Origin of the sequence: Streptomyces sp. NPDC020845 (genome assembly GCF_044334165.1) — a bacterium.
Taxonomy (GTDB): domain Bacteria; phylum Actinomycetota; class Actinomycetes; order Streptomycetales; family Streptomycetaceae; genus Streptomyces.
The window spans coordinates 970,030-993,585 of record NZ_JBIRSJ010000001.1; the positions used below are offsets into that span (position 1 = coordinate 970,030).

Sequence of the window (23,556 nt, forward strand, 5' to 3'; positions counted from 1 at the left end):
ACCCCTGCGGCATTCAACTGGTTTTCCCGTGCCGGTACCCGGAACACGCCAATCCCGCGTGCGTCGCCACGACGCGGAAGTGGGACGATGGGGCACATGCGAATTTCCGGCACGACGTCCATGCGTGCGGCGGCCGCCACCGGCGCCGCCCTCATCCTCCTGACAGCCTGCGGTGGCGCGGGCGGGGACGGCGACAAGAGCGGTGGCCAGGGCAAGCAGGCGCTGCGCAGCTCCGCCCCCGTGTCGGATCCCACGCGCATCCCGAAGGTGGGCGACGCTCTCCAGTCGAAGATCCCGGCCGACTCGCGCCAGGTCGTCGCGGTCTACGGGAATGGCGTGAACTCCGCGGACGCGACTGTGGTGCTCTACACGAAGCAGGGCAAGAAGTGGGAGCTGACCCGCAGTTGGGCCGCACACAACGGCAAGCGCGGCTGGACGACCGGCCATCACGAGGGCGACAAGCGCAGCCCGGTCGGCGTCTACTCGCTCAGCGACGCGGGCGGTGTGCTGCCGGACCCCGGCGCCCGGCTGCCGTACAACCAGGCCGCCGCCTTCGCTGCCCCGCACTACTGGCCCAAGACCCACTGGCACGACTTCGACTACGTCATCGCCATCGACTACAACCGCGTCAAGGGCACCTCACCGCTCGATCCGACCCGGCCTCAGGGCCAGAGCAAGGGCGGTTCCATCTGGCTGCACATGGACCACGGCAGCGGCACCTCGGCGTGTGTGAGCCTGCCCAAGTCCGGCATGGAGTACCTGCTGAAGAACCTCGACCCCGCGCTGCACCCCGTCGTGGTGATGGGGGACAAGGCCCACCTGGCCGCGTGAGCCACGGGCCGGGTGTGACGGAACGGCCCGTCACACCCGGCCCGGCAGCGGGTTCGGATGGGTTTGGACCTCTCATCGCGGCACGAGGGAGGCCCGCAGCACATCGATCACCTCGTCGTCGCGGACCTGCGCGAAGTCCTCGTACCACAGGCCGACCGCCTGGAACGGGTCGGGCTGGTCCAGGCACACCAGGTCGTCGACCTCCGGCCGGACCGCCGCCGCGGCCTCCCGTGAGCACACCGGCACCGCGAGGATCACCCGGGCGGGCTCGCGATGGCGTACGGAGCGCAACGCGGCCCGCGCGGTGACTCCGGTGGCCAGCCCGTCGTCCACCACGATCACCGTGCGGTCCCGCAGGTCGGCCGAAGGGCGCTCACGGCGGTACAGCTGCTCCCGGCGGCGCAGCTCGGTGCGCTCTTCCCGGGCCCGCGGGGCGAGCTGGGCCGGTGTCAGGTCGAGCAGGGCCAGCGCCCCCTCGTCATACAGCGGCGGGTCGTCCCCGGCGAGGGCGCCGACGCCCAGTTCGGGGTTGAACGGGGCGCCGATCTTCCGGGCCACGAGCACGTCCAACGGCACCTGCAGCGCCTGGGCGACCTCGTCCGCCACCGGCGCGCCGCCCCGGGGCAACGCCAGCACCACGGGATTCCTCAACCGCTCGCCCCGCGGCGGCTCGCGCAGCCGCTCGGCCAGCTTCCGCCCGGCTTGCCTCCGGTCGCGAAAACGCATCGTCCCACCTCTCCCTCCGCCCCTTCCGCGGCCGTCCCTCGCGTCTGTGCGGCTGTCCCTTGCGTCGGCCCCGTGGGGCTAGGTCTGCTCCGCTCGTCGCTCCTGAGTTCCCGTCGGCCGGGGCGGTATGCGCGGACAGGATTTTCACCGTTGTTACACCGGGCCCTTCCGTAGGCGATCACGCTCCGCCATAGTGACGCATCGCGGAATTTACTTTCCGCATCTCAGAAACTAGCTCGGAGGTGTCCACGTGCCGCTCGCCGCACCATCCCTTCCCCTGCGCGCCCTGAGACTGCTGCGCACCTCGCTGTTCACGCAGGTCGCCTGCGCCCTCGTACTCGGAATCGCCGTCGGGCGGCTGTGGCCGGACGTGGGGACGGCCGTTCAGCCGCTCGGCGACGGATTCGTGCGTCTGATCAAGGCGGTGATCGCCCCGCTGGTCTTCTGCGTCGTCGTCGCCGGGATCGCCAAGGCCGGGGACCTCAAGGCGTTCGGGCGGATCGGGCTCAAGGCGCTCATCTGGTTCGAGGTGGCCACCACCGTGGCGCTGCTCCTCGGACTGCTGGCGGCCAATCTGGCCGGCCCCGGCACCGGTATGCACGTCGACCCCGCCACGCTCGACTCCTCAGCCGTCGACGACAAGACCGGCGGCGGACATCTGCCCTCGACCTCCCAGTTCATCCTGGATGCGCTGCCGGATAACGCCATCGGCGCCTTCGCCCAGAACTCCCTGCTCCAGGTCCTCGTGCTGGCCTGTCTGGTGGGCGCGGCCCTGCTCCACCTGGGCAAGACGAAGGTGCCCGCGATCCTGCCGGCCATCGAACAGGCCCAGGAGGTCGTCTTCGCGATCGTCGGCTTCATCATGAGGCTCGCCCCGCTGGCGGTCTTCGGCGCCATGGCGCATCTCGTCGGCCAGTACGGGATGGGGGCCCTGACGACGTACGGGAAGCTGATCGCGCTCTGCTACAGCGTCGCGCTGCTCTTCCTGGCGCTGCTCGGGGCGGCCCTCAAGGCGATCACCGGGCTGAGCCTGTGGAAGTTCGTCAAGTACACCCGCGAGGAGATGCTGCTGGCCCTCGGCACCGCCTCCAGCGAGACCGTTCTGCCGCGGGTGATGCAGAAGCTGCGCGCGGCCGGGTGCCGGGACGACGCGGTCGGGCTCGTGCTCCCCACCGGATACTCCTTCAACCTCGACGGCGCCTCCATCTATCTGTCCATCGGCACGCTGTTCATCTCCCAGGCGGTCGGTGTGGACCTGAGCCTGGGTCAGCAGATCACTGTCGTCCTCGTGCTGATGCTCACCAGCAAGGGCATGGCGGGCGTGCCCGGTTCGGCCTTCCTGGCGCTCTCGGCGACGGCCTCGGCCCTCGGAGTGATCCCCGCGGCCGCCGTCGCGCTGCTGCTCGGCGTGGACCGGATCATGGACTCGATGCGGGTGGCGACCAATCTGCTCGGCAACTGTGTCGCCGTCTTCGCCGTCTCGCGCTGGGAGGGCGCGCTGGACATGGCGAAGGCCAAGCGTGTGCTCGACGGTGAGCGGTCGGCCGTCGAAGAGGAGGCCGCGGCGCCGGCCGAGGCTGCTCCGGACACGCACACGGACGCGGAGGCCGCCCCGCCCGCGGGGTCCCCCGCGGCGGGGCTCTGAGCCGGGCGCACGGGCAGCGCCTCGGGGGCGGTTTCCTCAGCAGCGGCCCTGGTCGGGTGTGCCGGCGAGCGTGTCCAGCAGCTCGCCCAGCATCTCGCGCTGCCGGTCGGACAGGGGGGCCAGGATCTCCTCCGCGGCGGCCCGGCGCGCGTCGCGCAGCGCGCGCAGCGTCGCGCGGCCGGTGTCGGTGAGCTCGACGCGCACCACGCGGCGGCTCTCCTGATCGGGCGCGCGGCGCACGGAGCCATGCGCCTCCAGGGCGTCCACCAGCGTCGTCACGGCGCGCGGGACCACTTCGAGCCGCTGCGCGAGGTCCGCCATGCGCGGCGGCCGGTCGCTGTGCGCCACCATGCGCAGCAGGCGGGACTGGGCGGGGGTGATGCCCAGGGGCTCCATATGCCGCTTCTGGGCGCGGTGCAGTCTGCGGGTCAGGCGCAGCAACTGCTCCGTGAGGAGGCCTGAGGTGTCGGAGGCGGACATGATCGCAGTCTATCAGGACAAGGTTCATTGTGAGTATAGGTAACAATGAGCTATGCTCGGCAAAATGCTGCGCAAGGCCGCGCCCGTACCGGGTCGCGTGCCACCCACCCTTGCTCAGAAGGAGCCCATGCACCACGACGCATCTCAGTGGACCTCACCTTCCGCCGACCCCGAGCAGCCCGCCCAGCTGCGGCGCATCCTCGGGCTCTTCCGCCCCTATCGTGGCCGCCTCGCCCTCGTCGCCCTGCTGGTCGGCGCCTCCGCCCTGGTCTCCGTCGCCTCGCCGTTCCTGCTGCGCGAGGTCCTGGACACCGCGATCCCCGAGCGCCGCACCGGACTGCTGACCCTGCTCGCCCTCGGCATGATCGCCGCGGCCGTCGTCACCAGCGTCTTCGGAGTGCTGCAGACCCTCATCTCCACCACCGTCGGCCAGCGCGTCATGCACGATCTGCGCACGGCGGTCTACGACCGGCTGCAGCGCATGCCGCTCGCCTTCTTCACCCGCACCCGCACCGGCGAGGTGCAGTCCCGGATCGCCAATGACATCGGTGGCATGCAGGCCACCGTCACTTCCACCGCGACCTCGCTGGTCTCCAACCTCACCAGCGTCGTCGCCACGGTCGTCGCGATGCTCGCCCTCGACTGGCGGCTGACCGTCGTCTCGCTGCTCCTGCTGCCGCTGTTCGTCTGGATCAGCCGCCGGGTCGGGCGCGAGCGCAAGCGGATCACCTCGCAGCGCCAGAAGCAGATGGCGGCCATGTCCGCGATGGTGACCGAGTCCCTGTCGGTGAGCGGGATCCTCCTCGGCCGCACGATGGGCCGGTCCGAGTCGCTGACCCGGGAGTTCGCCCAGGAGTCCGAGCGCCTGGTCGGTCTGGAGGTGCGCTCCAGCATGGCCGGGCGCTGGCGGATGTCCACCATCGGCATCGTCATGGCCGCCATGCCCGCCGTCATCTACTGGGCCGCCGGGATGGTCCTGGACTCGGGCGGCCCCTCCGTCTCCATCGGCACCCTGGTCGCCTTTGTCTCGCTGCAACAGGGACTGTTCCGGCCCACGGTCAGCCTGCTGTCCACTGGAGTGGACATCCAGACCTCCCTCGCCCTCTTCCAGCGCATCTTCGAATACCTCGACCTGCCGATCGACATCACCGAGCCCGCCGAGCCCGTGCGGTTGGTGAAGGTGCGTGGCGAAGTCCGCTTCGACCGCGTTGACTTCTCGTACCCGAAGGACGCGAAGGAAGCGAAGGACACGGGGGACCTGAAGGGCTTGAAGAGCTCGAGGCCCACGCTCAGAGGCATCGACCTGACCGTCCCGGCGGGTGGCAGCCTGGCCGTCGTCGGGCCGACCGGCTCCGGCAAGACCACGCTCAGCTATCTGGTGCCGAGGCTGTACGACGTCAGCGGCGGCCGGATCCTGATCGACGGTGTGGACGTCCGCGACCTCGACTTCGACACCCTCTCCCGCGCGGTCGGCGTCGTCTCCCAGGAGACCTATCTCTTCCACGCCTCCGTGGCCGACAATCTGCGCTTCGCCAAGCCCGACGCCACGGACGAGGAGATCGTGGCGGCCGCGCGGGCCGCTCAGATCCATGACCACATCGCCTCGCTGCCCGAGGGCTATGACACCCTCGTCGGCGAGCGCGGCTACCGCTTCTCCGGCGGCGAGAAGCAGCGGCTGGCCATCGCCCGCACCATACTGCGCGACCCGCCCGTGCTCATCCTCGACGAGGCGACCAGCGCCCTGGACACCCGCACCGAGCACGCGGTGCAGCAGGCCATCGACACCCTCTCCGCCGGACGGACCACGATCACCATCGCCCACCGACTGTCCACCGTGCGGGACGCCGACCAGATCGTGGTCCTCGACGGCGGCCGCATCGCCGAACAGGGCAGTCATGAGGAACTGCTGGCCAAGGGCGGGCGCTACGCCGCCCTGGTGCGGCGCGACGAAAACCTCGCGCCTGTGGCCCCGGCAGGGTAGGCCCGCGGCGGCCCGCTAGCGGGAGAACTCGGCGCGCACCGCCTCCGTGTGCTCGCCGAGTGCGGGCACCGGCCGCATCGCCGCCTGCCGTCCGTCCACCTCGACCGGCGGCAGCAGACCGCGCAGCGGACCCACCGGGGAGTCGAAATCCCGCCACCGCGCGCGTGCTTTCAGCTGCGGATGGGCGGCGAACTCCGCAACGTCACGGAGCCGGGCGTTCGCGATGCCCACCCCGTCCAAGAGCGCGATCAGCCCGTCCGCGGTGTGCGTCGCAAAACACTCCTCGAGCTCCGCCGTCAGCTCCTCGTCATGCTCGTGGCGCGCCGGGTTGTCGGCGAACCGCGGATCGCGGATCAGCTCCGGGCGGCGCAGCACCTGCTCGCACAGGGCGATCCACTCGCGGTCGCTCTGCACACTGAGAAAGACCCGCCCACCGTCCCCGCAGTGGTATGGCCCATACGGCGAGATGGACGGATGGCGGGCGCCGCTGCGCATGAGCGGAGCCCCGCCGTAGGCCTGCGCGAAGTAGGGATGGCCCATCCATTCGCCGAGCGCGTCCAGGAGGCTGACGCTCAGATCGCTCCCTTCGCCCGTACGCTCCCGCTCGTACAGCGCGGTGAGAATCCCGCTGTAGGCGTACATCCCGCCCGCGATGTCCGCGATCGAGATCCCGGGCCGCGCCGGGGCTCCCGGGTCGCCGGTGATCGACAGCAGCCCCGCCTCGCACTGGACCAGCAGGTCGTACGCCTTCTTGTCCCGGTAGGGGCCATCGGGGCCGTATCCGGAGATGGCGCAGGTGATCAGGCGTGGATGCCGGTCGCGCAGCACCGGCGCGCCGAGGCCGAGCCGGGACACGGCGCCGGGCGCGAGATTGTGCACGAACACATCCGCGGCGGCGATCAGCGCGTCGAGCAGCCTGCGGTCCGCGTCGCCCTTGAGGTCGAGGACGACGCTTTCCTTGCCGCGGTTGATCCAGACGAAATAGGCGGACAGGCCCTTGACGGCACGGTCGTAGTCGCGGGCGAAGTCCCCCCGCCCCGGCCGTTCCACCTTGATGACGCGGGCGCCGAGATCGGCGAGCTGGCGGGTGGCGAACGGGGCGGCCACGGCCTGTTCCAGAGCGACGATGGTGATGCCGTCCAGGGGCTGCGCGTGCATGGGCGACTCCTTCGGTGCGTTCTCAGGCACCTTTCTTCCCCGCTCGGGGCGGCGGCCGAACGCCCGCCGCCCCCGGGGCCGGGCCCGTCAGCCGAACAGGCCGCGCAGAAAGGCGATCTGCTCGGCCTGCTGGTGCACGCCGCCGCCCTCATGGCCGTTGAAGGCCCACACCTTCAGGTCCTTGTCGCCCGCGTAGTGGTTGTACGCGGCGAAACCGCAGGACGTGGGGGTGATCTCGTCGCGCAGCGCGGTCGAGAAGAGAGCGGGTGCAGTTGCGCGGACGGCGAAGTTGAGCCCGTCGAAGTGGTCCATCGTGGCCAGGACCTGGTCCGCCAGGCCGCGCTGGCCGGCGCAGAACCGGGCCACTTCGCCGTACGGATCGGCGTCCGTGATCTCCACGGCGCGGCGGATATGCGTCATGAACGGCACATCGATCAGCGCCGCGGTCAGATCCGGCACCAGACCGGCCGCAGCCAGGGCCAGGCCGCCGCCCTGGCTGCCGCCGCTGACGACGATCCGCCCCTCGTCGACCAGCGGATGCGTGCGGGCGGCAGCTACGGCGCGTACCGCGTCGGTGTACAGCCGACGGTAGTAGTAGTCGTCCGGGGACAGGATCCCCTTGGTCATCTTGCCGGCGGCCTCGGGCCCGGTGCCGCCGACCGGGTCGGGCGTGGTGCCGGGGTTGTTGGGGGAGGCGCCCTGGCCGCGGCTGTCCATGACGAAGACCGCGTAGCCCACCGACGGCCACAGCAGCCAGTTGTGCGGCAGACCCCGGCCGCCGTTGTAGCCGATGTACTGCACCACGCAGGGCAGCGGGTCCGCCGCGTCCCGCGGCGCCAGCAGCCAGCCGCCTATCCGGTGCCCGCCGAATCCGGAGAACTCCACGTCGTAGGTGTGCAGACGGGCGAGCCCCGCGTCAGTCTCGGTGAACACCGCGTCCAGAGCGTGCTCGCCCGACTCGGCGAGGGTGCGCTCCCAGAAGGCGTCGAAGCCGTCGGGCTCGGGCAGCGCAGGCTGGTAGGTGCGCAGTTGGTCCAGGGGCATGTCGACGAACACGGCGGGGGTACCTCCCGGGTGAGTGGTGCGACGGTGCGGGTGGGTCGGGACGAGCGATTCGGGGGCGGCAAGCGCTTACCTTAGCGATAGCGCTCATCCCCGTACATGATCGTCCGGATATCCGATCAGTGTTCGAGTTCTCGGTCACGAGAGAGGGCCGGGCGGGGGAGCGGTGCTGGAGCGGAGCACGAGCCGGGTGGACAGCTCCGTCCGAGTGCCCTCGGGCACCTCGCCCGACATCAGCCGCAGCAGACTGCGCAGCGCCGTCGCCGCCATCTCGGACAGCGGCTGACGGACCGTGGTGAGCGCGGGCGTGACCCAGCGGGCCTGTGGGAGGTCGTCGAAGCCCACCACGCTGAAGTCGTCCGGGACCCGCAGCCCCCGCTCCGCCAGTGCCTGATACACGCCCAGCGCCATCTGGTCGGAGCAGGTGAAGACGGCGGTGGGCGGCTCGGGCAGTTCCAGGAGCTCACACATCCGCTGATAGGAAACGGTTTCATCGAAGTTGCCGTACCGCACATAGTCCGGCGGGACGCGCAGCCCGGCCGCCGCCATTGCCGAGCGGTACCCGGCGACCCGGGCGCTGCTGCACTGCTTGCGCCGATAGCCGCCGATCACCGCGATCCGCCGGTGCCCGAGGCCGATCAGGTGCTCCGCCGCGCTCACCCCGCCCTGCCAGTTGGCGGCGCCGACGGACGGCACACCGGGCGGCGGTTCCAGCACCGGGTCGATCATCACAAACGGGATGCGGTGCTCGTCCAGCCAGGCGTACTGGGTGGGCGTCAGCTCGGCGAGGTTGAACAGCACCCCGGAACTGCCGCGGGCGCAGAGCTTGTCCAGCCAGCCGCGCTCGGGGCGGCCGCCGCGGGTGCGGGTGAGCCCGGCCGAGACCACCACGTCAAGCCCCGCGTCGTGTGCGGCCTGCTCCACACCGTGCAGCACCGCGCCCGACCACGCGGTGTCCAGCGAGTGAACCACCAGGTCGATCAGAGCCGGCGGCTTGGACGCCTCGAAGCGGGGCCGGCGCACATACCCCAGGCGGTCCAGCACCTCGGTGACCCGGCGCCGGGTGTCCGGGGCGACATCCTCCCGGCCGTTGACCACCTTCGAGGCGGTGGGCACCGACACCCCCGCCTCACGGGCGATGACCGCCAGGGTAGGCCCCGTCGACCCCGAGGATCGCGCCATCGAGAATCCCCTTCCGTACCCGCCGGTTGGCGAAAATTTCGAATACGGGAACTCGCCCGCTCGAAGCGTTGACCGGATAGCAACCGGTTCCTACATTAAGGGGCCCCAAGTCGGCGGGGAACCCCTCAGAATTGAGGATGCGGCAACTGGTTGATATCGGACCGAAACTTTCGAAAACCTTAAGACAGGCCCCGTACGCTGGGGGGCGTACGGGGCCGCGGTGCGGGTGTCTACAAGCCGTAGCGGCTCTTGAGGTGGCGCCAGAAGTCGCGGTACATCCACTTGTCGAACTCGGTGATGTGATCCGCCGTTCCCGCCTGCATCAGGAAGCCGCCGACACCGGTCGGGGTCCAGTCGTAGAAGTCGTCCAGACCGTAGGTGTGGCCGATCTCGTGCAGCAGGATATGGATGTTGTCCTGGTTCACCGCGCCGACCATGTACTCACTGCCGATGCGCTGGCCCCAGTCGCCGCCCGCGCCGCCGCCGAAGCCCTTGGTGAGCCAGAGCGACTGGTCGTAGTGGCGCGCCGCGCCGCCGGGACACTTGGAGTAGTTGCCGTCCTGGTGGAAGAAGCGACCGCAGTCGGGGGAGCACTGCGGCGCGCCTTCGCTCTCCAGCCCGGTGTAGATGTCCACCGAGTTGTCGGTCCACTGGAGGGTCGAGCGGTTCTTGACGGCCCAGCCGACGATCTTGACCGGGACGTCGTTGTACGGGAAGCCGTCGAAGCCCGCGACGGAGTCGATCCACTTCTTGGACTGCCGCTTGAGGGCGGTGTGGATCTGGTCGCGCAGCGCGGCGCTGACGGGCTGGTCGGATTCCCAGCGCACGCAGTAGTTGAGGCTGCCCTTGTTGGCCATCACCTGGTCCCAGCCGTAGTTCTTGAAGCCGTACAGGTCCGGGTAGGTGGACTCGACGTGCTTCCAGACCTCGTCCAGCGGCCGGACGAGGTTGCTCGGCGGATTCCAGGTGTCGGCGGGCGCCGAGGTGGCGGCCCCCGCGGGTGCGGAGAAGCCGATGACGGAAAGCGCCCCGGCCGCCACGGCGACCAGGAGCATTCGGAGTCTTCTTGACAGTGGCATGGCGGCTCGCTTCCGGGTCGGGAAGTGGAAGCGGACGGCACGCCCCCGTGGAGGGGCGGTACGGGTGCGTGGCCGCCCGCGACGGTTGGTCGCCGCCGCTCACCGAAACGTTGCCGCCGTTGCCCACTGGGAAACGCCGCCGTCGCCTGCCGGAAGACGCCGCGATCGCGACCGCCCCCGCCTCCGCCGCCGTCGTGCGGAGCGGCCCCGGCCCTGGGCCCTGACGCGGCCCTAACGCCGCCGTCGCCGCCTGCGGCGCTTGCTCCAGAACCAGCCCGCCGGGGGCTCATCCGCGCGCCACGGCTGTGGCTCGGGCGCGCCCCGCCGCCAGCGCGCGGTCAGCATCCGGGTGCGCGCGGTGGGCTCGGACACCTCCGCGCCGCGTATGAAGTCCTGGTCCAGGACCACGTCGTCCCAGTCGCCGGACTTGCCGGGCGCGCTGGGCTCGTCGGGGTCCGCTCCCCGGTCCGTGGAGCCGGTGCTCAAGGGACACCTCCCGTCCGCCGGTGCCCTTGGGCACAAGACCGTGTTCCTCAAGCGCCCAACGTCCGGACTGTCCGGCGAGTTCCGCAGCAAGGTGCGCAGGCATGTCGCGCGGGAGGATCGCGCAAGCGCTTACACCGGAATCCACACCCGCATCGCCCCCGCCTCCCGGTTCGCCCACGCGTAGTACGGGATCGCCGTCACCCGGACCGGCTCGGCGGCGAGGGCATGCGGTGCTCCGAGCGCGCCGGGTGCTCCGGGGGTTCCGGGTGCGCCGCCGTCGGCATCGGCGTACGGCCACCAGCCCTCGGGCCGGACCTGGGGGCGCAGCGCCCCGGCCGTGATCGCGGTGACCCCGCCGAGCAGTTCCGGCCGGTGTGTGGTGTGCGGCGCCGCCCCGGGGTCGAGCCGGACGCGGTCGAGCCTGAGATCGGCCGGCTGGTCCTGCGTCTCCAGGCAGTACACCAGCGGACCGCGCTCGATCGCGACGCAGCCGCGCACCGCGTCCACCCGGGGGTCGGGCCGGGTGAGCCGGGGGCGCAGTGGCAGGTCGAGCACCACCGTCTCGCCCGGCCGCCAGCGGCGCCGCAGCCGCAGCCAGCCGCCCTCGGCCCGCCCGGCCACGGCCTCGCCGTTGACCGTCGCCCCGTACTCGTCCGCCCAGTGCGGGATGCGCAGCGAGAGGGTCCAGTCCCCATCGCCGGGGACCTCGTCCACGACGACGGCGATCCGGCCCTCCCAGGGGTAGCCGGTGCCCACCCGCACCGCCCCGCCGCCCGCCGCGTACGACCCCGACGCGTACTGGTGCAGCTGCAGGCCGTCCGCGTCGCCGCTGGCCACGTAGTGCGGCAGCGACGCCAGCAGCCGCATCACGTTCGGCGGGCAGCAGGCGCAGCGGAACCACTCCGTGCGGCGCGCCCCCTGGTCGCCGTGCGGGCCGGCGTAGTCCTCGCGGACCTGGAGCGGGTTGACGTACAGCCAGCGGTTCCCGTCCAGCGAGACACCCGACAGGAAGCCGTTGTACAAGGTCCGTTCGATCAGGTCGCTGTAGCGGGCCTCGCCCGTCAGCAGCGCCATGCGCCAGCCGAACTGGATCGAGGCGATGGCCGCGCACGTCTCGGCGTACGCCCGGTCCGGCGGCAGTTCGTATGCGTCGCCGAACGCCTCCAGGTCGTGCCGGGAGCCGACGCCACCGGTCAGATAGGTCTTGGTGGCGGCCATGTCCTCCCACAGCCGCACCAGCGCCTCCCGCAGCCCGGGGTCGCCGGTCTCGGCCGCCAGGTCGGCGGCCCCGGCGAGCAGATACAGCTGGCGTACGGCGTGCCCGGTGACCCCGGCCGCGTCCCGCACCGGGGCGTGGTCCTGCCAATAGGGTGCGCCGGGGCGGCGGTCGGCCTCCCGGTCCACGGCGCCGTCGCCGAGGGTGCCCGCTCCGCGCCGGTCCACGAAGTAGCCGGCCAGGTCGAGATAGCGCCGCTCGCCCGTCTCCCGGTACAGCTCGACCAGCGCCGTCTCGATCTCCGGGTGTCCGCATACGGCGTCCACCGGCTTGCCGGGGCCGAAGGTGGCGTCGATGTGGTCGGCGAACCGCACCGCCACGCCGAGGAGTTCATCGCCTCCGGTGGCCCGGTGGTGGGCGATCGCGGCCTGGATGAGATGGCCCGCGCAGTAGAGCTCATGACCCCAGTGCAGCTCGGTCCACCGCTGGGCGCCGGGCCTGACCTGGTAGTACGTCTGGAGGTAGCCGTCGGTGTCCTGTGCGGCCGCCACCAGCTCGGTCAACCGGCCGACATGCCGGGCCAGTTCCCCGTCGGCCCCGGCTGCCCCCGTACCCCCAGCCGGCACCTCAGCTCCTTCGGCCAGCTGCCAGGACGCGGCCTCCAGCCACTTGTGCACATCCGAGTCCTGGAACTGGAAGTCGCCGCTGAACCCCGGCGTCTTCGCCCCGGCGGCCGCCCGCAGATTGTCCAAGTTGCCCGCCTCCTCGAGCCGGTGCGGCCCCTGCGCGATGCTCACCTCGGCGTTGGTACGGCGCCTGGCGGCCCAGAAGCCGCCGGTGATACGGGCTGTGGTGGCCGGGCGCAGTGCGGTGTGCGCACCCATGGAGAGTCGGATCGGTCCTGCGGTCATCTGCCTACCACTTCTTCCTGGTCACAGACATGGAAACCGGTTGTCGCGGCGAGCTTAGGTAAGCCTGTGCTCCGCGACAAGGCTTCCGTCTCGAGATGAACGGCCGGGGCTCCGCGGCGTTTTCGAAAGTTTCGCACCTTCCTCAGGGACTGTCAGAAGTCATCAGAAGCCTTAATCTCCGAACAAAATCGATCACCGTGGTCCGTCATCAGGAGACAGACATGAGCCGCAGTGAACAACAACCCGGCCGCCGGCTGGTCCTCAAGGGCGCCCTCGCAGCGGGCGCCGTCGTGGGCGCGCCCGGCCTGGCCCACGCCGCGGGCCCGCCCGCCGCGCCGGCCAGGGCCAAAGCCGCGCCGGCCGGGGCCAAGGCCGAGCCGTACCGCAATCCGCTGGTCCTGCAGCGAGCCGATCCGCATATCGTCAAACACACCGACGGCTACTACTACTTCACCGCCACCGCACCCGAGTACGACCGCATCATCCTGCGCCGCTCCAGAACCCTGCAGGGCCTGTCCACCGCCGCCGAGTCGGTGATCTGGAAGAAGCACACCAGCGGCGACATGGGCGCCCACATCTGGGCGCCCGAGATCCACTTCATCGACGGCAAGTGGTACGTCTACTTCGCCGCGGCACCGGCCAACGACGTCTGGAAGATCCGGATGTGGGTGCTGGAGAACGCGAGCGCCAACCCGTTCACCGGGACCTGGACCGAGAAGGGCAGGATCACCACCCCACTGGACTCCTTCTCCCTCGACGCCTCCACCTTCGTCCACCGGGGCACCCGTTATCTCGTCTGGGCCCAGTCCAATCCGGCCGTCGGCAACAACTCCAGCATCTACCTCGCCCGGATGGCCAACCCATGGACCGTCACCGGCCCACAGGTGGAGATCTCACGCCCGACGTACGACTGGGAGACCCGCGGCTACAAGGTCAACGAGGGACCCTCGGTCCTCCAGCGGAACAACAAGGTCTTCCTGACGTACTCCGCCAGCGCCACCGACAGCAACTACTGCATGGGGCTGCTGACCGCCTCCGCGAGCAGCGACCTGCTGGACCCCGCGTCCTGGGCCAAGAGCCCGACGCCGGTCTTCACCAGCAATGACACCACCAAGCAGTACGGTCCGGGGCACAACTCCTTCACCGTCGCCGAGGACGGCCGCACCGATGTCCTCGTCTACCATGCGCGCCAGTACAAGGACATCACCGGCGATCCGCTGCACGACCCCAACCGCCACACCCGCGTCCAGACCCTGCGCTGGAAGGCCGACGGCACCCCGGACTTCGGCATCCCGGTGGCCGACGCGCCCGTACGCGAGGCGAAGGCGACGTCGCGGTACACCATGACCGCGTTCACCAACAGCAGCGAGTCCAACATGTACGTCTACGACTCACCGGACGCGCTGGCCTACACGCTGCTCAAGGGCCCGGCGTACACGCCCCCGGCTCAGCTGATCCGCGACCCCAGCGTCATCAAGCACACCGACGGCTACTACTACATCGTCTACACCACCAACTGGACCGGGAGCACCATCGGCTTCGCGCGCAGCCGAGACCGGGTGAACTGGACCTTCGTACGCGACCACACCCTCCCGGTGGCCGGTCTGGAGCGCACCTGGGCGCCCGAGTTCTTCGTGGACACCAACGGCAGCGTCAACGTCATCGTCTCGCTGGACACCACGTCCACCTCCGGCCAGACCTTCCGGCCGCATCTGCTCACCGCCACCGACGCCGCGCTGTCCTCGTGGACCACCCCGAAGCCGATCACCGGCCTGGACAGCGCCAACTACATCGACACCTTCGTCGTCCGCTACGCCGGTCAGTACCACGCCTTCACCAAGCAGGAGACGACGAAGTACATCGAGTACGCGACGGCCACCAGTCTCGGCGGGCCGTACACCTTCCGCGGCACCGGCGACTGGGCGGGCTGGGGCAGCTGGCGCGAGGGACCCGCGCTGGTCCATCTGGACAGTGGCGCCTGGCGCATCTACTTCGACGGCTACGCGGACCACAAGTACTACTACAGCGACAGCCTCGACGGATTCCGGACCTGGACCCCGATCAGGGAGCTGCCCGGCCTCTCCGGATTCGCGCGCCACTTCACCGTCCTGAAGGAGAGTGTGTGATGCCCGCCCCGAAGACGAGGCGCCCCCGCCTCTGGACGCTCGTGGTCGCTGTGTGCGCGGCCCTGCTGGCCCCGCTGCTGTGCGCGTCCGGCGCGCAGGCCGCCCCCGTGACCGTCCTCAACGGGACACAGTACGCCTCCACCTCGGGCGATCCGGTGCACGCCCACGGCGGGGGAGTCATCAAGGTCGGCGCGTACTACTACTGGTTCGGCGAGAACCGCAACGCGGACAACACCTTCCGCTATGTGTCCGCCTACCGCTCGAAGGACCTCAAGAGCTGGGAGTTCCGCAGACACGTGCTGACCCAGGCGACGGACCCCGAGCTGGCGAAGGCCAATATCGAGCGGCCCAAGGTCCTCTACAACCAGCGGACCAAGCAGTTCGTGATGTGGATGCACAAGGAGAACGGCACCGACTACAGCGAGGCGCGCGCCGCGGTCGCCACCTCCCCGACCGTCGACGGCGACTACACCTGGCGGGGCAGCTTCCGGCCGCTGGGCCAGCACATGTCGCGGGACATCACGCTGTTCCAGGACAACGACGGCACCGGCTATATGGTCTCGGCGGCCAGGGAGAACTATGACCTGCAGATCTACCGGCTGACCGACGACTACACAGGTGTGGCGAGCCTGGTGGCCAACCCCTGGCCCGGCGGCCACCGCGAGGCGCCCGCCCTCTTCAAGCGCGGCAACGTCTACTTCATGCTGACCTCCGGCGCCACCGGCTGGAACCCCAACCAGCAGAAGTACGCCACCGCGACCGACCTGGCCGGGCCGTGGACCGAGATGGCGAATATCGGCGACGCGACCGCGTACGGCTCCCAGACCGCGTATGTGCTGCCGGTGCAGGGCGATGGCGCGACGTCCTATCTGTATCTGGGCGACCGCTGGGGCAACTCCTTCGGCGGCAAGGTCAACGACTCCCGCTATGTGTGGCTGCCGCTGTCCTTCCCGACCTCGCGCACGATGACGATGGACTGGTTTCCGCAGCTGGCCATCGACACCGAGGCGGGCACGGTGACCGGCTCCGGCGGGCCGTACCGCACGCTGGTGGCCCGGCACAGCGGTAAGTGTGCCGACATCACCTCGGCCTCGCAGACCGATGGCATCGCGGCCGTGCAGTACACCTGCAACGGCGGCGGCAACCAGCTGTTCTGGTCCAAGGACGCCGGCGGCGGCTACGTCCAGCTGGTCGCCCGGCACAGCTCCCAGTGTCTGACCGTCAGCGGCGGCTCCGCCGACGACGGCGCGAAGGTCGTCCAGTCGGCCTGCGGCGCGGGGGCGAACCAGCAGTGGCAGGCCACGGACACCGGCGACGGATATGTGCGGCTGACCTCCCGGAGCAGCGGCAAGTGTCTGGATGTGGCGGACGAGTCCACCGCGGACAAGGCCGCGATCGTGCAGTGGACCTGTACGGGTGGCGCCAACCAGCAGTGGCGGCGCGGCTGACCGGCCCCACACCTGTTACTGCTGGGGCTGTTGACTTCCGTGGAAGTGTCGGTACCGTCGCCATGTACAGCATGTCGGACGTTGTTCGTAATTTCGAACCTCTGTGAGGGGAGAACATGAACGAACCAGTCGACAGACGGCACTTCCTCGCCACCACGGCCTCCGGTGCCGCGGCCGTCGCGCTCACGGCCGCGGCCGGAGGCACGGCCATGGCCGCCGCCCCTGCCACTTCCACCGGCCCGGCCGCACCCCGCGGCCGGGCACGGGCGCTCACCGGCGTCCGGCCGTTCCCGCTCGGCGCGGCCACCCTGCTGCCGAGCGCCTTCAAGGACAACCAGTCCCGTAACACCGCCTAGCTGCGGTACGTCGACATCGACCGGCTGCTCCGCACCTTCCGGCTCAACGTCGGCCTGGCGAGCGGCGCCCAGCCGTGCGGCGGCTGGGAGAGCCCGGCCACCGAGTTACGCGGCCACAGCACCGGCCATCTGCTGTCCGGGCTGGCCCTCAGCTACGCCAACACCGGCGACACCGCGCTGCTGGACAAGGGCCGCAAGCTGGTCTCCGCGCTCGCCGCCTGTCAGGCGAAGTCCCCGTCGGCGGGCTACCAACAGGGCTATCTCTCGGCCTTCCCGGAGAATTTCTTCGACCGGCTGGAGTCCGGGTCCGGAGTTCACCGCGACCGCGGGTGGCGAGACCGCCACCCTGCTCCCCATCGCCGCGTCCACCACCAGAACTACAACGTCTACTGGCTGACCGGCGAGCCGCCCACCCCGCCGCCCGCCTTCGCCGCCTGGCACCGGTTCGACGAAACCGGCGGGACCAGCGCCGCCGACGCCACCGGCAACGGCAAGACCGCCACGCTCACCGGCGGCGCCTCCTGGACCACCGGCAGAACGGGCGGCGCGGTCGCGCTGAACGGCACCGACGGATACGTCGCCCTCGCCGACGACCTCCTGACCGGGGCCACCGCGTACAGCGTGGCGGCCTGGGTCCGGCTGGACGGCCAGGCCGTGGAGTGGTCCCGGATCTTCGACATCGGGACCGGCGTGACCGCCGACATGTTCCTCACCCCGCGCGCCGACTCCGGCAAGCTGCGCTTCGCCATCACCGCGGGCGGAGGCGACGCCGAACAGCGCATCGAGGCGGATCCGCTGCCGACCGGCCAGTGGACCCATGTCGCGGTGGCCTACGGGTCGGGCACCGCCGTGCTGTATGTGAACGGGCGCGAGGTCGGCCGCAACGCACAGGTCACCGTGGAGCCGCGCCACTTCGGCAACCATCTGCGCGCCGCGCACCTCGGCAAGCCCCAGTACCCCGACCCGTACCTCAAGGGCGCGCTCGACGACTTCCGCGTCTACGGCAGGACGCTGACCGCGGCGGAGGTCACGACCCTGGCACAATGACCACGATTGACACCGAGGTCGAAGCAGATACGAGAACCACACGGGAACGAGGACGACGCACATGGTCTATCTCGCCGCCGAGGGCCGCTACGGCTCCATGCACTACCAGCGCTGTGGTCGCAGTGGCGTGCTGTTGCCGAAGGTCTCCCTGGGCCTGTGGCACAACTTCGGCGACACCCACCCGATCGAGACCCAGCGCGACGTGCTGCGCCGCGCCTTCGACCTCGGGGTCACCCATATCGACCTGGCCAACAACTACGGTCCGCCGCCCGGCAGCGCCGAGTCCAACTTCGGCACGATCTTCGCCCAGGACTTCCGCCCCTACCGCGACGAGCTGTTCATCGCGAGCAAGGCCGGATATCTGATGTGGCCGGGCCCGTACGGCGAATTCGGCTCGCGCAAGTACCTCCTCGCCAGCCTCGACCAGTCCCTGACCCGGATGGGCCTGGACTACGTCGATGTCTTCTACTCCCACCGCTTCGACCCGGACACGCCACTCGAAGAGACCATGGGCGCGCTGGACACCGCGGTGCGACAGGGCAAGGCGCTCTACGCGGGCCTGTCCAACTACCCGCCCGAGGCCATCGAGCGGGCCGCCGCCATCCTCAAGGAACTGCGCACCCCGTACCTGATCAACCAGCACCCGTACTCCATCCTGCAGCGCGGGGTGGAGGGCGGGGTGCTGGAGGCATCCGCGCAGGCGGGCGTCGGTGTCATCGCCTTCTCGCCGCTCGCCCAGGGACAGCTCACCGACCGCTACCTCAGGGGGGTGCCCGCCGACTCCCGCATGGCGCTCGGACACTTCCTCAAGCGCGATGTACTCACCGAGCAGCGGATCTCCCTGCTGCACGCCCTCAACAAGCTCGCCGAGGGCCGTGGCCAGACGCTTGCCCAGATGGCCCTGGCCTGGGTGTTGCGCGACCCGCGCGTGGTGTCCGTGCTGATCGGCGCGAGCAGCGTCGCCCAGCTGGAGCAAAATGTGGCGGTGCTCGACTCGCCCGCCTTCACCGACGCCGAACTGGCCGAGATCGACCGGCTCTCGGCCGAGAACGGCGTCGAGATCCCCTGACCGCCCCGGTCGGCGTTTTTGGCCGACCGACTGTCACAGAGAGGTGGTGGCCCCGGGCTCGCCGAGCCCGGCGGTCCACTCCTCGACCAGCTCGACCAACCCCTCCCGCCGGTCCTCGTGCAGATAGTGGCCGCACCCCGGCCACGCCTCGACGCGGGAGTACGGGTGGGTGAGCGAGGCGCGCTCCCAGTCGGCCGGCGCCTCGTTCGAGTACACGCCCAGCACCGGGCAGCGGCGGCGCGCCAGATACGCCCGCGCCGCCGCCCGTGCGCCGAAGGCGTCCGGCGCCAGATACATTCCGTCGCGGCACCGGGCGAGCACTTCCGGGTCCATCGCCGCCATCAGCCGCTCATGGCGCGCCCGCACCGCGGGCGGGGTGTGCGGTCCGAAGGCCCCGCGGACGAACCGCACGGCCCACCCGGCTCCCTCGGCCCGCAGCGCCTCCTGCTCGGCGGGCAGCCGGGCCAGCTCCGCCTCGTCGGCGCCGTACGCCGGGTCCAGTACCACCACGGCCCGTACGAGGGCGGGGTGCTCGACGGCCAGCGCGGTGACGGCCTGCCCGCCCATCGAGTGGCCGACGGCGACGACGGGACCGGTGTCCAGGCGGTGCAGCAGGGCCGCGAGGTCGGTGGCGAAGTCACGCGGCCCGTAGTCCCCGTCGGCGGGCGCGGGGGAGCGGCCGTGGCCGCGCAGGTCCGGGGCGAGCACCCGGTGCCGGCGCGACCACGCGGCCAGGTGCGGTGCCCACTCCCCGGCGTCGCCGCCCCAGCCGTGCACCAGCAGCAGCGGGGGAGCGCCCGTACCGCCCTGGTCGCAGCGGAGCGGCACGGCGGACGGGCGTGTGGTCATGCTGGTTTCCTTCCGGTGGCGGACGGCTGGGGCAGATCCTGCCAGAAAGCGCTTTCCCCCGCGCCCGCCGGCTCAGTGGCCGGTGAAACGCGGGGCACGCTTGTCGAGGAACGCCCGCATGCCCTCGGACTGGTCCTCGGTGGCGAACAGGGCATGGAAGGTCCGCCGTTCGAACAGCAGCCCCTCGCGCAACCCCACCTCCAGGGCCCGCTCCACCGCCTCCCGGGCGGCCCTGACCGCGGTCCTGCCGTACGACGCGATGGCGGCGGCCACTTCCGCCGCCTCCGCCATGAGCTGGTCGTCCGGCACGACGCGGGAGACCAGACCGCAGCGCTCGGCCTCCTCGGCGTCCATCGTCCGGCCGGTGAGGATCAGATCCATCGCCTTGGCCTTGCCCACAAGACCGGTGAGCCGCTGGGTGCCGCCGATGCCCGGGATCACGCCCAGCCTGATCTCCGGCTGGCCGAACACCGCGGACTCGCCCGCGAGGATCAGATCGCACATCATGGCCAGTTCGCAGCCGCCACCGAGCGCATAGCCGCGGACGGCGGCGATCTTCGGGGTGCGCAGCGCGGCGAACCCCTCCCAGCCCGCGAAGAAATCCTCCTCGGACATCTCGGCGAAGGACTTGGCCGCCATCTCCTTGATGTCGGCGCCCGCGGCGAAGGCCCGCTCGGACCCGGTGATCACGAAGCAGCCGACGTCCGGGTCGAGGTCCAGCGGTGACAGGGCCGCGACCAGCTCGGTCATCACCTCGCTGTTCAGCGCGTTGAGCACGGTGGGGCGGTGCAGCCGCGCGGTGACCACACGCCCATGTTGTTCGATCTTGATGACGTCCATGATGTCTCCCTACGAGTCCCAGATGGCGCCGTACGCGGGGATCCCGCGGCGCTCCATGCCCTGGACGACCTGCCAGGTCAGCTTCTTGTTGGAGATGCAGATCACGGCCTCAGCCCCGAAGTCGGCGTACGCGGCATAGGCCAGCTCGACCATGTCGGGCTTGCCGTGTTCGGAGGTGTCCCAGATGAGCGCGTCGGGCTGGACGGCGAGGATCTCGTCGACCAGCCGGTCGCCGTAGGTCCTGCGCGGATCGCGGGTCGCCCAGACCAGACGGGCCGGAACCGCGCGGGCCAGCAGATGGGGCAGACAGGGGCCGATACCGCTGCCGGTGGCCACATAGACCACCTTGGTGAACAGGGTCTCGATATTGGCCACGCCCGCCGTGGTGATGCCCTTGACCCAGACGTGGGAGGGCGCGTCGTCGATGAACTTCCCCGTCCAGTCCCCGGCGCGGGAGATGGTGAGGCGGAACCCCGTCTCACCGGGGGCGGGCACATTGGCGAATGAGTGCCACTCCAGCAGCGGGTTGCGGCTGATGGCCGTGGACGACCCGGCGAACGGCGTCACGCCGTGGTCGAAGCGGACGAGGGCCACATGCGAGGAGGGGCGCTCGATGGCCACCGGCACCCGGCGCAGCCGCAGCCACGGCAGGGCGACGCTGAAGGTCAGCACGGCCACGGTCCACAGCTCGGGAGCCGTCAGCAGGGCCGCCGCGGCGGAGGCGCCACCCCGCTCGTCGAGCGTGGTCAGCACGGTCTGCGCCCAGAGCAGCGCGAGCGCCGCCCAGCCGCCGAAGCGGTGTGCCTTCTCGAAGTGGTCGTGGAACCGCGCCCGGAAGGGCGGCAGCGCGGTGGCCACGATGGCCACCAGCAGCCCCAGCAGCGCATACGAGACGGCGAGCGTGGCGGCCGGAGCCCCGTGCCGGGTGAGCGAGCCGACCAGGGCCAGAAACCACAGCGCGCCCGCGGTGGCGCCGCCGACGTGCAGCCCACCGAAGTGGTAGACCTTGGCCAGTGTCCAGCGGATCCGCAGCGGCCAGCTGGTGGGCGCCGCGGTGGCGAGCCGGAACAGCAGATTGATGACGTACTGCTGGCGGACCACGACCGCCAGCAGGAAGTTCGCGAGTGCGGCGTGGGAGAGGGTCCGCGGTCCGAGCCCCCCGTCCGCGCGGGCGGCGAGGAAGACCAGATTGACCGCCCATACGAGCGCGATCAGCCGGTTGTAGTGCATCAGGCGCGGATGCTTGAGGATCCGCCGTGGCAGCGATGTCGGTGGCGGCAGCGCCACCTTCGCCCGGGGCGCCGGGGCCACGGTGCGGGCGGGGGTCATGACGCCACCTCGCCACTCGTCCGGCGCTCGGCGGCCAGTTGCAGCAGGGCCGCCTTGTCGACCTTTCCACGGCTGGTGAGCGGCAGCGCCGCCATCGGGTGCACCGCCCGCGGCACGCAGTAGTAGGGGAGCGCGGCGGCCACGGCCCGCCGCGCCGCCTCGGGGTCGAGATGGGCGGGCGAGACGAAGGACACCAGGCCGGTGTCGTCCGGTTTCAGCGTCACCGCGCGGGCGCAGCCGGGCAGCGACTCCAGCACCGCCGACACCGAGTCCAGCTCCACGCGGAACCCCCGCACCTTCACCTGGTCGTCGGTCCGGCCCAGATGTTCCAGCTCCCCGTCGGGTGTCCAGCGGCCCAGGTCGCGGGTGCGGAACATCATCCGGCCCCCGCCCAGGAAGGGATCGGGCACATAGCGCTCGGCGTTCAGCGCGGGGTTGTGCAGATAGCCGGCCGACACCCCGTCACCGCCGGCCCACATCTCCCCCGTCTCGCCGATGGCGCAGGGCCTTCGGTCCGCGTCGAGGACGTACACCGTGTTGTTGGGGGTCGGGCGGCCGATGGTCAGGCGCAGCGCGGCGGGGTCGTGGCGCTGCATGGTGTTCACGATGGTGGTCTCGGTCGGTCCGCACGCGTTGTAGAAGGTGCAGAAGCGGGCCCACCGGTCGGCGAGCCGTCGCGGGCAGGGCTCCCCGGCCACGGCCGCCACCTTCACGTCTCGGCACAGGTCGGGGTCGATCCGGCTGAGCACGGTCGGGGTCGCGATGACCACGTCCACCCGCCGCACGGTCTCGGCGATGTCCTTGCCGCGGATGACCAGGGTGGCGCCGTGGCTCAGGCAGCCCAGGATCTCCCACGCGGCCATGTCGAACGCCACATTGAGGATCTGGCTCACCCGCGTCCCGGGGCGCATACCGAGGTCGCCGGGTTCGGTCAGCAGGATGTTGCAGACGTTCCGATGGGTGACGGTGACCCCGTTGGGGCGCCCCGTGGTGCCGGAGGTGAAGAGCACATAGCAGCCGTCGTCGCCCCGGACGGGCCGGGCGGGCCGGAACGCCGCCGTGTCCCCGCTGCTCACCGTCATGGTGTCGATGGCGACGAGGACGTGGCCGTCGGGCACCGGGATCCGGTCCGCGAAGCCGGAGGTCGTGAGGATGACGCGGGTCCGGGCGGTGCGGATGACGTGGTCGAGCTGGGCGCGGGGGGTCAGCCCGGCGTCCTGCGGCACATATGCCGCTCCGGCCTTGAGCGTGGCCAGCAGACCGACCAGCATGGGGATGGAACGCCGTACGCATAACGCCACGTTGTCGCCGGGACGCACGCCGAGCCGGGCCAGGTGCGCGGCCAGCCGGTTCGCCTGCCGGTCCAGCTCTCCGTAGGTGATGGTCGCGCCGAGGTGTTCGGCCGCGACGGCGTGCGGACCGGTGGCGGCGTGCTGTTCGAAGGCGTGGTGGACACCGGCCCAGGGCACGGCCGCCACCGGCCCTCGGCCGAACCGCTGGAAGAGGTGGCGGTCGTCCTCGGACAGCTCGTGCAGCGGATGTGTGGACCAGGCGGGTGCCGTGTCCTGTTCGCTCGGTTCCTGGTGCGTTGTTTCCGGGTGCATCGTGTCGATTCCTTCCGCGGTGATAGGGCCCAACCGCCCGTGCGCGCGGTCGTGTCCGGGCATGAGGGCGCGCCGATCGGCGCACCGGGCGCGGTGTTCGGTATTTCGATCAACGTTCGATTGAACGGGCC

The 23,556-nt window shown here is 70.8% G+C and carries 21 protein-coding genes and 1 pseudogene; 9 read left to right on the forward strand and 13 right to left on the reverse strand.

Translation table 11 applies throughout. The features are described 5' to 3' along the window. Positions 1–96 precede the first annotated feature (96 nt). Entirely contained in the window at positions 97–831 is a 735-nt protein-coding gene (locus ACH4U7_RS03400) for a L,D-transpeptidase family protein (protein ID WP_398526326.1), read from the forward strand. 72 nt (positions 832–903) lie between these two features. On the opposite strand, the gene ACH4U7_RS03405 is transcribed toward ACH4U7_RS03400, so the two are convergent. Next, a complete protein-coding gene (locus tag ACH4U7_RS03405; RefSeq protein ID WP_398526327.1) occupies positions 904–1,557 on the reverse strand; it encodes a phosphoribosyltransferase in 654 nt (217 codons plus the stop codon). Positions 1,558–1,807: 250 nt separating this feature from the next. On the opposite strand from ACH4U7_RS03405, the gene ACH4U7_RS03410 reads away from it, so the two are divergent. Further along, entirely contained in the window at positions 1,808–3,202 is a 1,395-nt protein-coding gene (locus ACH4U7_RS03410) for a cation:dicarboxylate symporter family transporter (protein WP_398526328.1), read from the forward strand. Positions 3,203–3,238: 36 nt separating this feature from the next. Here ACH4U7_RS03410 and ACH4U7_RS03415 read toward each other — a convergent pair whose 3' ends face one another. After that, positions 3,239–3,682, reverse strand: coding sequence for a MarR family winged helix-turn-helix transcriptional regulator (locus ACH4U7_RS03415; RefSeq protein WP_398526329.1), 444 nt, complete (start codon positions 3,680–3,682; stop codon positions 3,239–3,241). 127 nt (positions 3,683–3,809) lie between these two features. On the opposite strand from ACH4U7_RS03415, the gene ACH4U7_RS03420 reads away from it, so the two are divergent. Next, complete coding sequence (locus ACH4U7_RS03420; protein WP_398526330.1) at positions 3,810–5,663, forward strand: ABC transporter ATP-binding protein; 1,854 nt, start codon at positions 3,810–3,812, stop codon at positions 5,661–5,663. A 15-nt stretch (positions 5,664–5,678) separates the two neighbouring features. On the opposite strand, the gene ACH4U7_RS03425 is transcribed toward ACH4U7_RS03420, so the two are convergent. From ACH4U7_RS03425 to ACH4U7_RS03450, 6 genes are all read right to left on the reverse strand, one after another. After that, complete coding sequence (locus ACH4U7_RS03425; protein WP_398526331.1) at positions 5,679–6,821, reverse strand: CaiB/BaiF CoA transferase family protein; 1,143 nt, start codon at positions 6,819–6,821, stop codon at positions 5,679–5,681. An 87-nt stretch (positions 6,822–6,908) separates the two neighbouring features. Continuing rightward, the gene (locus ACH4U7_RS03430; RefSeq protein ID WP_398526332.1) at positions 6,909–7,877 is read right to left on the reverse strand and encodes an acetylxylan esterase; all 969 of its coding nucleotides are present in this window, start codon (positions 7,875–7,877) and stop codon (positions 6,909–6,911) included. Positions 7,878–8,021: 144 nt separating this feature from the next. Further along, positions 8,022–9,065: a LacI family DNA-binding transcriptional regulator gene (locus ACH4U7_RS03435; RefSeq protein WP_089506065.1), complete on the reverse strand. Its 1,044-nt coding sequence runs from the start codon at positions 9,063–9,065 to the stop codon at positions 8,022–8,024. 230 nt (positions 9,066–9,295) lie between these two features. Next, on the reverse strand, positions 9,296–10,120 hold the full coding sequence (locus ACH4U7_RS03440) for a hypothetical protein (protein ID WP_398526333.1): 825 nt from the start codon (positions 10,118–10,120) through the stop codon (positions 9,296–9,298). 255 nt (positions 10,121–10,375) lie between these two features. Further along, a complete protein-coding gene (locus ACH4U7_RS03445; protein ID WP_398526334.1) occupies positions 10,376–10,630 on the reverse strand; it encodes a hypothetical protein in 255 nt (84 codons plus the stop codon). Between the two features lie 129 nt (positions 10,631–10,759). Further along, a complete protein-coding gene (locus ACH4U7_RS03450; protein WP_398526335.1) occupies positions 10,760–12,757 on the reverse strand; it encodes a glycoside hydrolase family 127 protein in 1,998 nt (665 codons plus the stop codon). Between the two features lie 221 nt (positions 12,758–12,978). On the opposite strand from ACH4U7_RS03450, the gene ACH4U7_RS03455 reads away from it, so the two are divergent. The 4 genes and pseudogenes from ACH4U7_RS03455 to ACH4U7_RS03470 all read left to right on the forward strand — a co-directional run. Next, on the forward strand, positions 12,979–14,883 hold the full coding sequence (locus tag ACH4U7_RS03455; RefSeq protein ID WP_398526336.1) for a family 43 glycosylhydrolase: 1,905 nt from the start codon (positions 12,979–12,981) through the stop codon (positions 14,881–14,883). After that, positions 14,883–16,331, forward strand: a complete 1,449-nt coding sequence (locus tag ACH4U7_RS03460) for an RICIN domain-containing protein (protein ID WP_398526337.1) — start codon at positions 14,883–14,885, stop codon at positions 16,329–16,331. The genes ACH4U7_RS03455 and ACH4U7_RS03460 overlap by 1 nt, the downstream gene beginning before the upstream one ends. A gap of 116 nt (positions 16,332–16,447) precedes the next feature. Continuing rightward, positions 16,448–16,687 carry a hypothetical protein gene (locus tag ACH4U7_RS03465; protein WP_398526338.1) on the forward strand — a complete coding sequence of 80 codons (240 nt, stop codon included), beginning with the start codon at positions 16,448–16,450 and terminating at the stop codon, positions 16,685–16,687. Positions 16,688–16,702: 15 nt separating this feature from the next. Further along, positions 16,703–17,059: pseudogene (locus tag ACH4U7_RS03470) on the forward strand (beta-L-arabinofuranosidase domain-containing protein); the annotation flags it as partial. A gap of 14 nt (positions 17,060–17,073) precedes the next feature. Here the strand turns inward: ACH4U7_RS03470 and ACH4U7_RS03475 are convergent. Further along, positions 17,074–17,367 (reverse strand): hypothetical protein, encoded by a 294-nt coding sequence (locus ACH4U7_RS03475; RefSeq protein WP_398526339.1) that lies wholly within the window; start codon positions 17,365–17,367, stop codon positions 17,074–17,076. On the opposite strand from ACH4U7_RS03475, the gene ACH4U7_RS03480 reads away from it, so the two are divergent. After that, positions 17,285–17,734: a LamG domain-containing protein gene (locus tag ACH4U7_RS03480; RefSeq protein ID WP_398526456.1), complete on the forward strand. Its 450-nt coding sequence runs from the start codon at positions 17,285–17,287 to the stop codon at positions 17,732–17,734. The two genes, ACH4U7_RS03475 and ACH4U7_RS03480, sit on opposite strands and share 83 nt — an antisense overlap. A gap of 61 nt (positions 17,735–17,795) precedes the next feature. Then, positions 17,796–18,803 (forward strand): aldo/keto reductase, encoded by a 1,008-nt coding sequence (locus ACH4U7_RS03485; RefSeq protein WP_398526340.1) that lies wholly within the window; start codon positions 17,796–17,798, stop codon positions 18,801–18,803. 33 nt (positions 18,804–18,836) lie between these two features. On the opposite strand, the gene ACH4U7_RS03490 is transcribed toward ACH4U7_RS03485, so the two are convergent. The 4 genes from ACH4U7_RS03490 to ACH4U7_RS03505 all read right to left on the reverse strand — a co-directional run bounded on the left by ACH4U7_RS03490 (position 18,837) and on the right by ACH4U7_RS03505 (position 23,425). Continuing rightward, positions 18,837–19,652 carry an alpha/beta fold hydrolase gene (locus tag ACH4U7_RS03490; protein ID WP_398526341.1) on the reverse strand — a complete coding sequence of 272 codons (816 nt, stop codon included), beginning with the start codon at positions 19,650–19,652 and terminating at the stop codon, positions 18,837–18,839. Between the two features lie 72 nt (positions 19,653–19,724). Further along, positions 19,725–20,492, reverse strand: coding sequence for an enoyl-CoA hydratase-related protein (locus ACH4U7_RS03495; RefSeq protein WP_398526342.1), 768 nt, complete (start codon positions 20,490–20,492; stop codon positions 19,725–19,727). A 9-nt stretch (positions 20,493–20,501) separates the two neighbouring features. Beyond that, positions 20,502–21,821: a hypothetical protein gene (locus ACH4U7_RS03500; RefSeq protein WP_398526343.1), complete on the reverse strand. Its 1,320-nt coding sequence runs from the start codon at positions 21,819–21,821 to the stop codon at positions 20,502–20,504. After that, on the reverse strand, positions 21,818–23,425 hold the full coding sequence (locus ACH4U7_RS03505; protein WP_398526344.1) for an amino acid adenylation domain-containing protein: 1,608 nt from the start codon (positions 23,423–23,425) through the stop codon (positions 21,818–21,820). The genes ACH4U7_RS03500 and ACH4U7_RS03505 overlap by 4 nt, the downstream gene beginning before the upstream one ends. Between the last annotated feature and the right edge of the window lie 131 nt (positions 23,426–23,556).

What these genes read in the sequence shown, in the direction of transcription:
- ACH4U7_RS03400 (WP_398526326.1), top strand. Translation starts at nt 97, where the DNA reads ATGCGAATTTCCGGCACGACGTCCATGCGTGCGGCGGCCGCCACCGGC.
- ACH4U7_RS03405 (WP_398526327.1), bottom strand. Translation starts at nt 1,557, where the DNA reads ATGCGTTTTCGCGACCGGAGGCAAGCCGGGCGGAAGCTGGCCGAGCGG.
- ACH4U7_RS03415 (WP_398526329.1), bottom strand. Translation starts at nt 3,682, where the DNA reads ATGTCCGCCTCCGACACCTCAGGCCTCCTCACGGAGCAGTTGCTGCGC.
- ACH4U7_RS03420 (WP_398526330.1), top strand. Translation starts at nt 3,810, where the DNA reads ATGCACCACGACGCATCTCAGTGGACCTCACCTTCCGCCGACCCCGAG.
- ACH4U7_RS03425 (WP_398526331.1), bottom strand. Translation starts at nt 6,821, where the DNA reads ATGCACGCGCAGCCCCTGGACGGCATCACCATCGTCGCTCTGGAACAG.
- ACH4U7_RS03435 (WP_089506065.1), bottom strand. Translation starts at nt 9,065, where the DNA reads ATGGCGCGATCCTCGGGGTCGACGGGGCCTACCCTGGCGGTCATCGCC.
- ACH4U7_RS03440 (WP_398526333.1), bottom strand. Translation starts at nt 10,120, where the DNA reads ATGCTCCTGGTCGCCGTGGCGGCCGGGGCGCTTTCCGTCATCGGCTTC.
- ACH4U7_RS03450 (WP_398526335.1), bottom strand. Translation starts at nt 12,757, where the DNA reads ATGACCGCAGGACCGATCCGACTCTCCATGGGTGCGCACACCGCACTG.
- ACH4U7_RS03455 (WP_398526336.1), top strand. Translation starts at nt 12,979, where the DNA reads ATGAGCCGCAGTGAACAACAACCCGGCCGCCGGCTGGTCCTCAAGGGC.
- ACH4U7_RS03460 (WP_398526337.1), top strand. Translation starts at nt 14,883, where the DNA reads ATGCCCGCCCCGAAGACGAGGCGCCCCCGCCTCTGGACGCTCGTGGTC.
- ACH4U7_RS03465 (WP_398526338.1), top strand. Translation starts at nt 16,448, where the DNA reads ATGAACGAACCAGTCGACAGACGGCACTTCCTCGCCACCACGGCCTCC.
- ACH4U7_RS03475 (WP_398526339.1), bottom strand. Translation starts at nt 17,367, where the DNA reads ATGTCGAAGATCCGGGACCACTCCACGGCCTGGCCGTCCAGCCGGACC.
- ACH4U7_RS03485 (WP_398526340.1), top strand. Translation starts at nt 17,796, where the DNA reads ATGGTCTATCTCGCCGCCGAGGGCCGCTACGGCTCCATGCACTACCAG.
- ACH4U7_RS03490 (WP_398526341.1), bottom strand. Translation starts at nt 19,652, where the DNA reads ATGACCACACGCCCGTCCGCCGTGCCGCTCCGCTGCGACCAGGGCGGT.
- ACH4U7_RS03495 (WP_398526342.1), bottom strand. Translation starts at nt 20,492, where the DNA reads ATGGACGTCATCAAGATCGAACAACATGGGCGTGTGGTCACCGCGCGG.
- ACH4U7_RS03500 (WP_398526343.1), bottom strand. Translation starts at nt 21,821, where the DNA reads ATGACCCCCGCCCGCACCGTGGCCCCGGCGCCCCGGGCGAAGGTGGCG.
- ACH4U7_RS03505 (WP_398526344.1), bottom strand. Translation starts at nt 23,425, where the DNA reads ATGCACCCGGAAACAACGCACCAGGAACCGAGCGAACAGGACACGGCA.